Genomic DNA, 13912 nt, shown 5'->3' on the forward strand with positions numbered 1-13912 from the left:
CGCATTTCAGATCCGAGGTCATTTCCCATGCGTCGCATACTTGCGCCCTTCCTCTGCCTTCTCGCTATTGCCACCACCGCTTTGCCCGCCGCCGCGCAACAGGGGCCAACATCCCCCGCGCCGATCCCCGAGCGCAGGCTGGTGCCCGAGAAGGACGTAGACTTCTATGGGGCCGATCTGCGTGCACTCTTCGACACCACTTATGACGCCTGCCGCACCGCCTGCATGGCCGATGCCGCCTGCACAGCCTTCACCTTCAACGCCCGCTCAAATTCCTGTTTTCCAAAGCGGGCGGTAGAGCGGCGCGAGCCCTATGAGGGCGCCCAATCGGCCACGGTCATCACCGAGCCTGAGGGCCGCGTGGCGCTGGCCCGCACCCGGGCCGATGAGTTGGACTTTCTCCGGTCTGGCGATATCCCGAGCGCCCGCAGTTTCGCAGCTGGCATGGCCGGCCTCCACTCGCCCGCGGGGTGGACGATCGACAGGCTTGAGACGGGCGCGCTGGAGGCTGCTCGCAGCGGCAATCTGCGCGAGGCCATGGTGTGGATGGGCCCGGCCATCGTGTTGGCCGACCGTGACGACCAGTGGATTGACTACGCACGCTACGCGCTCGACGCGAAGGCAGAGAACAACACCAGTTCTCGCAAGCGCCAGTATGAGCGCCGGGCCCTGGATGCAGCCATTAACGGCTACCTGCGTGCCGACACGCCGGTGGATCAATCCGCCGCGCTCACCATCCTCGCCTCCGCATTGGAGCGTGCGCGCCGTGGCCGCGATATGATCCCGACCCTTCGGCTTGCACAATCGGTGTTGCCCAGCCCGGGCACACAGGCCGCGTTGGACAATGCAATTGGCAAATATGGCTTCCGTGTCACTGAGCATCAGGTGGATCCGAACCCCGAAGTACCTCGTGTCTGCGCAACCTTCTCTGAGCGATTGGCTGAAAGCGGCACCGATTATGCGCCTTATGTGCAGCTCCACGGCACCTCCTTCACCGCCGAGCCTTCGGGCAATCAACTTTGCATCGAAGGGCTGACTCATGGTGAGCGCTATCGCGTGGTGCTTCGCGCCGGCCTCCCCTCGGCCTCGGGCGAGAAGATGGCAAAGGATGTTGAGCTTTCCTTTTACGTCCGCGACCGCGATCCGCAGGTGCGCTTCCCCGGTCGGGCGTATGTTCTGCCGAAAACCGCAGATGCGGGCATTCCCATCGTCACGGTTAACGCTGAAGAGGTAGACCTTACTCTCAACCGTGTCTCCGACCGAAACCTCCTGCGCGTGATCCAGGAAAGCTATTTTGGCCGCCCGTTGAACGAGTGGGAAGAAGACTACTTCGATGGCAACATTGCCGAGACCGTGTGGACAGGCACAGGCCATATGGAACGCCGCTTGAACGAGGATGTCACGACGCGCCTGCCCATGGCCGAGGCCATCGCCGATCTGCCCCCCGGCGTCTACGCCCTGAAGGCCGCCATCCGTGGCTCCGATCCCTACGACAACCCGGCGGCCACTCAGTGGTTCGTGATCTCCGACATCGGCCTTGCCTCCATGTCTGGTGCTGACGGGTTGCACATCTTCACCCGTTCGCTCACCTCGGCAGATCCGCTCGCGGGCCTCACCGTCACCCTTCTGTCGCGCTCCAACCGCGAATTGGGCACGGCAACGACTAACGCACAGGGTTATGCCATTTTTGAGCCGGGCCTCACGCTGGGCCGCGGCGGCGCAGCGCCTGCGATGGTGCTGGTAAAGAACGGCGAAGACGACATGGGCTTCCTATCGCTGACCGATCCTTCTTTTGACCTGTCCGACCGGGGCGTTGAAGGCCGCGAGCCGGCGGGGGCGGTCGATGCCTTCCTTACGACGGATCGAGGGGCTTACCGCGCGGGCGAAACCATCTATGCCACCGCGCTCCTGCGCGATGCCACAGCCACCGCCATCGAAGGGTTGCCGCTGACGGCCATCCTCACCCGACCCGACGGTGTGGAATACGCACGCCACTTCTCTCCCGGGGGTGTGAATGGCGGCCATGTGTTCTCTATGCCGACCTCGGGCGTCGCCCCGCGCGGCGCATGGAAAATCGCCCTTCACAGCGACCCGAAAGCGCCGCCGATCGCGACGCAAACTGTGTTGGTTGAGGATTTCCTGCCGGAACGTATCGACTTCTCGCTGGAGCTGCCCACCGAAGGGCTGACCGAAGGCGAATCCGTGGCGGATGTGGACGTGCGCTATCTCTTTGGCGCGCCCGGTGCCAACCTGCCCGTCGAGGGCGAGCTACGCATTGCGCCACGTCGTCAGATTGCTGGTTTCCCAAATGTGTACTTCGGCACTGAGAACAATGGCACCGGCCCTCAAACCAGCTATCTGAACGGCACCACCACGGGCGAGGATGGCAAGGCGACGCTGGCATTGACCATGCCCGATGATATGGATGGCTTCGACGGCCCCATCGAAGCGCGCCTCACCGTCCGCGTGGCCGAAGGTTCTGGCCGTCCCGTGGAGCGCCGCGAGGCAATCGTCACGGGCCCCGGCAAACCCATGATCGGTATCAAGCCCGCCAGCGAAGGCGTGTTGCCTGAAGGCAGCGAAGCCGCTTTCTCAGTCATCGCGTTGGGGGCCGACCTTGAGCCAACCGAGATGCAGGTGAGATGGACGCTGAACCGCATCTCGCGCCGCTACCAGTGGTACTCCTCCTATGGAGCATGGAACTGGGAGCCGATCACCCGCCGCACACGAATCGCCGTGGGCGAGGGCAGGTTGGGCGAGGCACCGCTGGAGGTGTCTGGCTCGGTTGACTGGGGCACCTACGAGCTGGTTGTCGAGCGGCTGGATGGCGACTTTATCTCTGCCTCCTATGAGTTTTATGCCGGCTGGTATGCGCCGGTGGATGTGTCCTCCACCCCTGATACGCTGGAGGTCTCGCTCGACGCTGAAAGCTACAGGCCCGGCGACACGGCCACACTCCGGATCGTGCCGCGCTACTCAGGCAAGGCGCTGGTCACGGTTGTCTCCAACCGCTTGATCGACATGAAGACGGTCGAGGTGGATGCCGAGACCGATACACTGGTGCAACTCCCCGTCACCGACGACTGGGGCGCAGGTGCCTATGTAACCGCCACCGTGATCCGTCCGATGGATGTGGTCGACAAGCGCGGTCCCGCTCGGGCGCTGGGCTTGTCTCACGCCTCGGTCGATCCGGGTGACAAGGCGTTTTCCGTGGCCTTCGACGTGCCCGCCGAATCCCAACCCCGCAGCCCGCTTGAGGTGGCGCTGAAGGTTGAGGGCGTGGCCCCGGGCGACACCGCCCACGTCACCATCGCCGCCGTGGATCAGGGCATCCTCAATCTCACCGGTTTCACCCCGCCGGACCCGTCCGGCCATTACTTCGGCCAGCGCCGCCTCGGAATGGGGATGCGCGACATCTACGGGCGGCTTATCGACGGGATGAACGGTGCCATGGGCGAGATCCGCTCCGGCGGTGACGCGGCGGCCAACGCTCGCATGCAGTCTCCGCCGCCGACCGAGGAACTGGTTGCCTATTTCTCCGGCCCGCTCGAAGTCGGCCCCGACGGTTACGCCCGGACCTCTTTCGACATGCCTTCCTTCAACGGCACCGTTAAGCTGATGGCCGTCGCATGGACAAAGACCGGCGTTGGCGAAGCCTCCGCCGATGTGCTTGTGCGTGATCCGGTGGTGCTGCAAGCCTCGCTGCCACGCTTCATGGCCCCGGGCGACGAGGGGCGGATGCTGCTCGAAATCACCCACGCCTCCGGCGAAACAGGCCAAATCGGCCTTTCCATCACTGGCCACGGCGTCACCCTGCCTACCGGTGCGACCTCCACGATGGATCTCGCGGAGGGGCAGACCATCCGCCTTCCGCTCACCGTGGTGGCGGGCAACCCGGGGCTGGCGACGATCGACATCGCGCTCACCACGCCCTCAGGCAAGGTGCTCAATAAGCCGCTGAACCTGCCAATCCAGGTGAACGACCCCGAAATCTCGCGGACATCGCGCTTCGAGCTTGCCTCGGGCCAGAGTTTCACCTTCTCGCGCGATGTCTTTACCGGGCTTCAAACCGGCACAGGCAAGGCCACTCTGGCCCTCGGGCCGCTTGGCCGGTTCGACGTGCCCGGCCTGCTGGCCGCGCTCGACCGTTACCCCTACGGCTGCACCGAGCAAACAACCTCGCGCGCCATGCCGCTGCTTTATTTCGATGAGGTGTCTCGCGCGATGGGCTTGGAAGAACGTGGCGACAACCGCCAGCGGGTGGAGCGGGCGATCACCCGTATCCTCGCGCGGCAAGCGGCCTCGGGAAGCTTCGGCCTGTGGTACGCGGGCGATGGCGACTTCTGGCTCGACGCCTATGTCACCGATTTCCTAAGCCGCGCACGGGCGCAGGGCTACGATGTGCCCGCAATCGCCTTCCGCAATGCGCTCGACAACCTGCGCAACAAGGTCAACTACGCACCAGACTTCGACGAGGGCGGCGAGAGTATTGCCTATGCGCTGATGGTGCTGGCCCGCGAGGGCGCGGCCTCGATGGGGGATCTGCGCTACTATGCCGATGTGAAGGCCGAAGCCTTCACCACGCCACTCGGGGCGGCCCAATTGGCCACCGCGCTTTCGCTCTATGGAGACCCGACGCGCGCGGATTCAATGTTCACCCGTGCCGCTGCGCAGATGGTGGCCGATACCGGCACTGAACCGGCGAGCTATTGGCGTGACGATTACGGCACCAAGCTGCGCGATGCGGCTGCGGTGCTGGCGCTTGCGGCAGAAGCGGGCACGCAGGTGATCAACCGTGAAGCGCTTTCCGTTCGGGTGACGGGCCAAACCGGCTATCGCTCGACGCAAGAGAAGGTTTGGACGTTGATGGCCGCGAAGGCGCTGATCTCCGCTGCACCGCGCGATGGTTTCACCCGTAACGGACAGCCGGTGAACGGCCCACTGGTGGAGGTGCTGGCCGACGAAACGGCAAGCCAGCCGGTGGACATCCGCAACGACAGCGGGCAGACCACCACGCTCACCCTCACCACCTTTGGCGTGCCGACGGAGCCTGAGCCCGCAGGCGGCAACGGTTACACAATCGAGCGCGAGTATTACACCATGGACGGCATGGGGGTGGACCTCGGTGCCGTGCCCTCGGGCGAGCGCATGGTGGTGGTGCTCACCGTCACACCCTTCGGGCGGCGCGACGCCCGCCTGATGGTGGATGATGCCCTGCCTGCCGGTTTTGAGATCGACAACCCTTCGCTGATCCGCTCCGGTGATATCCGCGAGCTGAGCTGGCTCAAGACGGTTTCGGCGCGGCACTCCGAGTTCCGGCAAGAACGCTTCCTCTCGGCGGTGGATTGGCGCAGCGACAAGCCCTTCAAGCTGGCCTATATCGTCCGCGCCATTTCGCCGGGCCACTATCACCACCCGGCGGCATCGGTTGAGGATATGTACCGCCCCGCCTTCCGTGCCCGCACCGACGCTGGCCGGGTGACGGTGGTGGAGTGATGTGCAGGCAGGCGGGGTTTTCGTGAAACATGGCAAACCCCATGCCACCGCCCATTGGCACCGCCTCGATCGGCTGGGCGACGACAGCTGCCGCCTGATCGAGGAGCCCGGCGGGTGGATGCTTTGCGGCCACGCACGTTATGACCAAGGCGGTCAGCGCACCGCGTTGGATTACGTCGTCCGCTGCAACGCTGCGTGGGAAACTCGATCAGCGGATGTAACAGGCGTCATCGGCGGGCAAGATGTGGCTTGGCGCGTGGTGCGTGGCCCGTTGGGCTGGCACCTTGGTGATGGCCCGGCCACGCTTGATGACTGCACGGACATCGACCTTGCCTTTACCCCTGCCACCAATCTTCTGCCGCTCCGCAGGCTGGCGTTCGAAGGCACGGAAGAGGTGGCGGCTGCCTGGTTTCGGGCGGGCGAGGAGGCCGCGCTGGAACGCCTTGCCCAACGCTACACACAAAAGGGCGCGGGGCGGTTCACGTATGCCTCCCTGGGGTTTGAGGCTGAGCTTCAGGTGCATCCGACGGGCTTTGTGACCCACTATCCCGGCCTCTGGGAGGGATCCGTCGATGTTGCGTGAGCGACTCATCGCCCGCATGGCGGTTATCGCCGCCATCGCCCTCCTCGCCTTCGCACTGGGGCGCGACAAACTCGACGCATGGGTCTCTGCAACGGTGTTGCCGCCCTTGGTGGCCGAAACCTCGCCCGAGGTGTTGGCTCGCGATGGCAGCCTGCTGCGGGCCTATACCGTTTCGGATGGTCGCTGGCGGCTTCATACGACATTGGCCGAGGTCGATGCGCGCTATGTAAACATGCTGTTGGCTTATGAAGACAAGCGTTTCCGTAGCCACCCCGGGGTGGATTGGCGCGCGACGCTCCGCGCTGTGGGGCAGGCGGTTTGGAATGGGCGTGTCATCTCCGGCGGCTCGACGCTTTCGATGCAAGTGGCCCGCATTCTCGAAGATGGCCCAACCGGGCAATGGGAGGGCAAGGTTCGGCAGGTGCGCGTGGCGCTGGCCATGGAGCGGCGATTGGGGAAGGAGGCAATCCTTGAACTCTACCTCAATCGCGCGCCCTTTGGGGGCAACCTCGAAGGTGTGCGCGCAGCTTCGCTTGCCTATTTCGGCAAAGAGCCCCGCCGCCTGACACCTGCGGAGGCCGCGCTTCTGGTGGCATTGCCGCAATCACCCGAACGCCGCCGCCCCGACCGTCAGAATGATGCGGCCACCGCCGCAAGGGGCCGGGTGCTTGACAGGATGGTGGGCAAGGCCCTGATCACCGAGGCAGAAGCCCGCGCGGCCCGGCGCGACCCTGTGCCTGCGCGCCGCCGCGACTTTCCCGCGCTCGCGCCCCACCTTTCTGATTACTTGCTGTCTGAAAACCCAATCGGTACGCGCCACGCGACGACGATTGACAAGAGGCTGCAATCGGCGCTGGAGCCACTCGCCAGCCAGGCCGCCCGCGAAATTGACGAGAGCGTCTCTGTCGCAATCGTTGTCGCCGACCACCAGACCGGTGAAATCCTCGCCACCGTTGGCTCCGCAGGCTACCTTGACGACACGCGCGCAGGCTGGATCGACATGACCCGTGCCCTGCGCTCGCCCGGCTCCACGCTAAAGCCTCTGGTGTACGGCCTCGCCTTCGACCAAGGGCTCGCCCACCCCGAAACGCTCATCGAAGACCGACCCATGGCCTTCGGCGCCTACGCGCCGCAAAACTTCGACAATCGCTACAGGGGCACCATCCGCCTTTCGGAAGCACTGCGCCAATCGCTCAACATTCCCGTGGTGCAACTCACCGAAGCGCTGACACCCGAGCGCTTGCTCGTTCATATGCGCCGTGCCGGGATGGAGCCCAAGCTTCCGCGCGGCCGCCCCGGCCTAGCGGTGGCGCTAGGCGGGGTGGGCGTAACGCTCACCGACCTTACCCAGCTTTATGCCGGCATCGCCCGCGGCGGGGAGAGCATTGAGCTTTCGGCAATGCGGGGCCCTGCGCGGCCCGTGGCCCGACAGGTGCTCTCGCCTGAGGCCGCTTGGCAGGTGACGCATATCCTCGCAGGGCTCGCCCCACCGCCACGCGCCTCGCACGGGCCGATGGCCTGGAAGACTGGCACGAGCTACGGCCACCGAGATGCTTGGGCGGTGGGCTATGACGCGCGCCATGTGGTTGGAATCTGGATCGGTCGCCCCGATGGCACCTCCGTCCCCGGTGCATTCGGCGCAGACATAGCCGGGCCATTGCTGTTTTCCGCCTTCGATCGGCTGAAGGACAGGCGTGAGGCCTTCGCGCCGCCGCCGCCCTCGGTGTTGATGGTGACCAACCCCGAATTGCCCCAGCCGCTCCGCCGCTTTGCCTCCCGCTCTGCGGCCCTTTCCTCCACGCAGCCCGACGCGCCCAAGCTTGCCTACCCGCCCGATGGTGCCGAGCTGGAAACTGGCGGAGCCTTGGTGGTGAAGCTCCGCGACGGGAACCCGCCGTTCACCCTTCTGGCAAACGGTGCCCCCCTCGCCACCGGCCTGCGAAGCCGAGAGGCGCAGTTTGATTGGGAAGCGCCTGGCTACCTCCAGTTAACGGTTATCGACGCAACCGGGCGCACGGCACGCGCTTCAATCCGCGTGCTTGATTGAAGCGGCGCGCCCGAGCCGCCGTTGAAGGGTGGGGCAGCAAGAGGTTGAAGCGGCGTCGGCGTGACGGTGTCTTTACCCGCGCTTCCGCCGCATAGCAGATTTCAGCTCGGCCAGCCGCAGCGCTCCGGTGACATGAGCGATGGCGAAGTAGCTCACGATGCCGCTGGCGACCAGCGCGAGAAGGGCCCAATAGCGCACGCCCGCGGTATAAAGCGCCTCGCCTAAAGCCCATTCGGCAAAGAGCAGCACAGCGCCCATCAGCGCCGCCGAGAGGGCAATGCGGGGCAGGCGGGCCAGCAGGCGGGTGTCCAGCTGGGCCGCGCTGCCCATTTTGCGGGAGCCCTGCCAGAGCAGTAGCACCATGACCCACCCAGCGACGGTAGTGCCGAGGGCTGCGCCGACGAAACCGAAGGCCAGTGCAAGGCCAATGGCGGCCACAGCGTTCACGACCATGGCAACGAGCGCATAGTTCATCGGGCGGCGCGTGTCGTGGCGGGCGTAGTAGAGCGGTTGCAGCACCTTTTGCAGCACGAAGGCCGGCAGGCCCAGCCCGTAGGCCGCTGTGGCCAGCGCGGTGGCGGCGGCTGCGTCTGCATCGAACGCTCCACGTTGGTACAGCACCGAGCAGATCGGGCCGGCCACCAGCACCAGTGCGACGGCGGCGGGCACGGTGAGAACCAGTGCAAACTCGGTGGCCCGGTTGAAACCATCCTGCCCGGCCTGTTCATCGCCAGCCGCGAGGCGACGAGAGAGCTCCGGCAGGAGCACAACGCCAATGGCTATGGCAACCACACCCAGCGGCAGTTGATAGAGCCGGTCCGCGAGGTTGAGATACTGGATTGCCCCGTCATAGAAGCTCGCCACCTGTCGGCTGACCAGCAGGTTTACCTGCAGCACGCCGCCCGCTAACGCCGCAGGGGCGGCAATGACCGCGAGCCGTTTCAGTTCCGGCGTCATCCGTGGCATCCGGGGCACCAGCCGGAAGCCTGCGCGTGAGGCTGCAACCCAAACCAGCGCCATCTGCACCACCCCCGCCACGGGCACTGCCCATGAGAGCGCGAGGCCAAAATCCCAGCCCTGTGCCGTGGCCAGAAGCATTGTGCCAACAAGGATCACGTTCAGCAGCACCGGAGCGGCAGCGGCAGCGGCAAAGCGACCTGTGGCATTGAGCACGCCAGATAGCAGTGCAGCCAAGGAAATAAAGAGGATGTAAGGAAAGCAGATCCGCCCAAAGGTGGTGGCAAGGTCAAAGCGCCCGTCCTCCGCAAAACCGCTTGCCATCGTCAGCACCAGCCAAGGCATGACAAGTTGAGCGAGCAGGGTGAAGAGAATGAGAACGCCCGCAAGCCCGGCGAATGCATCGCGGGCAAAGCCGAGCGCGTCATCGTCGTTCTCCAGCTTCTTGGAGAACAGCGGGATGAAAGCGAGGTTAAAGGCCCCCTCAGCGAAGAAGCGACGGAACATGTTGGGCAGGGTGAAGGCGACCACGAAAGCCTCCGCCACCGGCCCGTCGCCCAGCCGCGCCGCGATCAGGATATCGCGGGCGAACCCCATGACGCGGCTCATCAGCGTCCAGAGGCCGACGGTCAGAAAGCCTTTGATCAGGCGGATGGGTTGCATGGCGCTGCTCGCTTGTTTTGCGGTGACCATACAGGCAGGCGAGAATGGAGGAAATGCAGTTGTGGCGCGCGCGCACTGCGTCTTGTTTAGGCGGCGGTCTTTCGTATCCTGCCAGCGGGGAGGCTTGAACCTGCCGACGTTCTTCAGTTGCGCGCCTAACCGTTCGCCCGGTCCGTTCCTGCCTGCACCGCTTCTGTCAGCTTTGCTTCAATCGATTTCTGCTTGCTCTCGGAGTGGATTTTCAGCCCGAACATGTCTTTCACATAAAAGCTGTCCACCGCCTGTGCGCCATAGGTGGCGATCACCGCTGATGCGATCTGCAGGTTGCGCTCTGATAGCGTGCGAGCAAGGTCATAAAGCAGGCCGGGCCTGTCGCGGGTGTCGACCTCGATGATGGTGTAAATTTCCGAGCCCTCGTTGTCGAAGCTGACCGTAGTGGGAAAGCGAAAGCTCCGTTCGCGCTTCTTGAACTTATCTTTCTTGGTCAGTTCCGCGCGGGCCAGCACCTCTCCCTTCAGCGTGCGCGAAATCATTGCGCGGAGACGGTCGAGCTTGTTCATTGAATAGGGGTTGCCATCGGCGTCCTGTATCCAGAACACGCAAGTCGCATAGCCGTCCTTGGTGGTATAGGTCCGCGCGTCCACCACGTTGGCCCCCACCAGCGCCAGCGCCCCGGCAACGCGGGCGAAGATGCCCGGGTGATCGGAGAGGGCGAAGGCGGCGCGCGTTGCATCACGGTCGTCGTCCGGCGTGAGGTCGATCCGAATCTCATCCGTGCCGATGCCCTGTAGCAACTCGGCCATAATAACCTGTGTGGCCGTCGAAAGGCCTTGCAGGTAAGGGTCGTAGTGGCGGGCAAGCTCTGTGCGAACGGCGGCTTTGTCCCACCCTGCGAGCGCTTCGCGCAGTTGGCGGCGCGCCTCGGCGGACTGCTTGTCGCGGTTGAGGTCTTCCAGCCCGTTCTCAAGCCCGTCAGCGGTTTGCCGGTAGAGGTTACGCAGCAGCTGTGCCTTCCAGTTGTTCCAAGTGCTCGGACCGACGCCCCGAATGTCGCAGACAGTGAGCACAGTCAGAAGGTCGAGCCGTTTCTTTGTTTTGACGGCACGGGCAAAGCTGCGGATGGTGCGCGGGTCTGAGAGGTCGCGTTTTTGCGCCATGTCCGACATCAACAGGTGATAGCGCACCAGCCACTCTACATCCTCCGCCTCGCGCGGCTTGAGATGAAAACGTGGCAGCACGGCGCGGGCGATCTTGGCGCCCAGCACCGAATGGTCTTCTTTGCGGCCCTTGCCGATATCGTGGAGCAACAACGCAAGGTAGAGAACCTTGCGGTTCACGCCTTTCTTTAGGATGCGGGAGGCCACTGGAAGGTCTTCCAGAAGCTCTTCGCGCTCGATCTGGGCAAGCTGGGAGATGCATTGAATGGTGTGCTCGTCCACCGTGTAGCTGTGGTAGATGTTGAACTGCATCATCGCCACAATAGGGGCGAACTCGGGGATGAAGGCCGAAAGCACGCCGAGCTCATTCATGCGGCGTAACGCGCGCTCGGGGTTGCCGTGCTTCACAAGCAGATCAAGGAAAATGCGGGCTGCTTCCTTGTCGTTGCGCATATCGTCGTCGATCAGGTCGAGATTTGCGGTCACAAGGCGCATGGCGTCGGGGTGGATGAGCAGGCCGGTGCGCAGTGCTTCTTCGAAGATGCGCAGCAGGTTTAGCTTGTTGGCAAGAAACGTCTCTTCATCTTTCACATCCAGCCGGTTTTGCCGGACTTCGTAGCCGGCCTTCACCTTGCGGCGGCGCAACATTCCCACCAGATTTGGCAGCCGCTTGGCGTGATCAGCCTCCAGCGCGGTAAGGAAAATGCGGGTTAGCTCGCCCACCATCGTGGCGTGGCGAAAGTAATCCTGCATGAAGAGCTCCACGCCCCGCCGCCCCGGGCTGTCGGTGTAGCCCATCCGTTCGGCCACTTCGATTTGCATATCAAAGGTCAATTGGTCGGCCGGTCGGCCCGCGATCAGGTGAAGGTGGGCGCGGACAGCCCAGAGAAAATTTTCGGCCTGCTCGAAGGCCCAGTATTCCTCGGCGGTGAACACTCCAAGCGGCACCAGCTCTTCGATCTTGTCGACGTGGTGAATGTACTTTGCAATCCAGAACAGGCTCTGCAGGTCACGGAGGCCGCCTTTGCCCTCCTTGACGTTGGGCTCCAGCATGTAGCGCTGGCCCCCCTGCTTCTTGTGGCGCTCACTGCGCTCTTCCAGCTTGGCTTCGATAAATTCCTTGCCGGTGCCCGCAAAGAGGTTTTGCTGCAGCTTGTCGTGCAGCTCTTCCTCCAGTTCCTTGTCTCCGGCGAGAAAGCGCAGTTCGATCAGCGCGGTGCGGATGGTGTAATCTTGTTTTCCGAGGCGCAGGCAATCCTTCACCGTTCGGCTGGCGTGGCCCACCTTGAGGTGCAAATCCCACAGAATGTAGAGCGTGGTTTCAATAACGCTCTCCGCCCAGGGGGTGATCTTGTAGGGCGTGAGGAACAGCAGGTCGACGTCCGACTGCGGGCTCATCTCGGCGCGCCCGTAGCCGCCAACGGCGCAGAGCGCGAGCTGCTCGGCGGTGGTGGGGTTGTGCAACGGGTGCAAGAAGCGCCGGGCGGCCCAAAAGGCCGTCACCACGAGGCCGTCGGTCAGATAGGCATAGGCATGCACCATCTCGCGGGCGCGCAGCGGGTGTTCTTCAAAGGCGGCACCAATGATGGACCGGCCCGCTTTCGCCGCCGCGTTGAGCCGAGACGTAATCAGGCCGCGCAGCGCCATGGCATCGCTGCCCGCTTCGGCGCAGTCGGCCTCAAGGGCTTGCGCGAGCGCGATAGGGTCCACGATTTCCTCCGGCGCACATAGCATCGCGCCGGAGGGGGTAATCGGACCTGGCAGGGTGGTGTCGGTGGGGAGCTGGTCAGAAACCGGCGCCACCAAAGCTTCTGGGGGCTGGGTCAATGACAACGACCTGATTGTTGCGGATTTGTGCGATGGCGAGGCCCCTCTGGTTGGTGCCGTCGCCGCGCAGACGGAAGATCCCACCGGTGCCGACGAAGCCGGAGCCTTGGGTCAAAGCGCTGCGGGTGAGCGCGTCTGAGCCACGGCGCTCGACAAGGGCGCCGATGGCGGCGATCCCGTCGAAGGCAAGGCCCGCAATCGGGTGCGGGCTGCCACCGTAGCGGGCACCGTAGCGGCGCTGGAAGCTGCTGTAGAGATTGTTGTCGGGCAGCGCGAACCATGCGCCTTGCAGGCCCGGCTGCGTCAGTGCCTCGGCCGGGATGTCGAGGCGCCCTAGCCCGATGTATTGCGTGGCGGATGGCGAGAGGCCCGCCTCGGGCAGCAGCTGCGCGAGGAAGGGCATGGCCCCGTCGTTGGTTGACGTAAAGAACACCGACTGTGCGCCCGAGGCCTTCGCCTGCGAGACGATCGACGGCACTGCACCCACGAGGCCCTGCTGACTGAGCTCGAAAGACACCGAGCCGGCGTTGCTGGCCCCATTCGCACGAATCGCCTTGGCAATAGCATCGCGTCCAATCTCTTCGGCAACCGAGCGGGCGTGGACGGTGAAGATGCTTCCTTTGCCCTGGCGGCGCGCATAGCTCACCAGCCGGTTGGCGGTGTTCTCGAAGGTCGGCCCGAGCACAAAGACGTTGCCGCCCGCAATTTCAGGGTTGTTTGAGAAGGCCAGCACATTCACGCCTTCGTCGGCCACCGCAACGCCGGCCGCGTTCGCGGCTTCGGAATACACCGGGCCGAGGATAATTTTTGCGCCCGCATCCACAGCGGCCTGCGCCTGCCGTGCGGCGTTGGCGGCACTCCCGGCAGTGTTGTAAACGCGCAAGTCGATCTGAACGCCATCAAGATCGGCCATTGCCAACCGGGCGGCGTTTTCCAGCGCCTTGGCGAGCACATCATCACCGCTGCGTCCGGAGCCACCGGGCACGAGCAGGGCCACTGGAACGGCGCGGCTGGCATCAATCTTGGGGCCGGAATTGCCGCCGACCCCGCCAAGAGCGGAAGGGTCGCAGGCGGCGAGCAGGGCGATGGCCCCTGCGGCAAACAGCTTGGCCGCCATACGGCGGGGTGTCGTCAGCGCGGCAAACATGGGATACTCCTTCAGGGCCTCGGGGCCTCGGTGTC

General features: G+C 64.4%; 6 protein-coding genes. 3 read left to right on the top strand and 3 right to left on the bottom strand.

The features are described from left to right. Nucleotides 1–27 precede the first annotated feature (27 nt). The 3 genes from ACXAG6_RS04410 to pbpC are packed head-to-tail and all read left to right on the top strand — an operon-like array spanning nt 28 to nt 8126. Nucleotides 28–5496 (top strand): alpha-2-macroglobulin family protein, encoded by a 5469-nt coding sequence (locus tag ACXAG6_RS04410; RefSeq protein WP_475335391.1) that lies wholly within the window; start codon nt 28–30, stop codon nt 5494–5496. A gap of 22 nt (nt 5497–5518) precedes the next feature. Then, the gene (locus ACXAG6_RS04415) at nt 5519–6079 is read left to right on the top strand and encodes a putative glycolipid-binding domain-containing protein (protein WP_475335393.1); all 561 of its coding nucleotides are present in this window, start codon (nt 5519–5521) and stop codon (nt 6077–6079) included. Continuing rightward, a complete protein-coding gene (gene pbpC / locus ACXAG6_RS04420) occupies nt 6069–8126 on the top strand; it encodes a penicillin-binding protein 1C (RefSeq protein ID WP_475335395.1) in 2058 nt (685 codons plus the stop codon). Before ACXAG6_RS04415 ends, pbpC begins: the two co-directional genes overlap by 11 nt. Before the next feature lie 72 nt (nt 8127–8198). Here pbpC and murJ read toward each other — a convergent pair whose 3' ends face one another. From murJ to ACXAG6_RS04435, 3 genes are all read right to left on the bottom strand, one after another. Beyond that, nucleotides 8199–9746, bottom strand: coding sequence for a murein biosynthesis integral membrane protein MurJ (murJ, locus tag ACXAG6_RS04425; protein ID WP_475335397.1), 1548 nt, complete (start codon nt 9744–9746; stop codon nt 8199–8201). 155 nt (nt 9747–9901) lie between these two features. Next, nucleotides 9902–12706, bottom strand: coding sequence for a [protein-PII] uridylyltransferase (locus tag ACXAG6_RS04430; RefSeq protein ID WP_475335399.1), 2805 nt, complete (start codon nt 12704–12706; stop codon nt 9902–9904). Further along, a complete protein-coding gene (locus tag ACXAG6_RS04435) occupies nt 12690–13877 on the bottom strand; it encodes a penicillin-binding protein activator (RefSeq protein ID WP_475335401.1) in 1188 nt (395 codons plus the stop codon). The genes ACXAG6_RS04430 and ACXAG6_RS04435 overlap by 17 nt, the downstream gene beginning before the upstream one ends. Between the last annotated feature and the right edge of the window lie 35 nt (nt 13878–13912).

The sequence above is a fragment of the Vannielia sp. ABF1_015 genome (assembly GCF_056160745.1).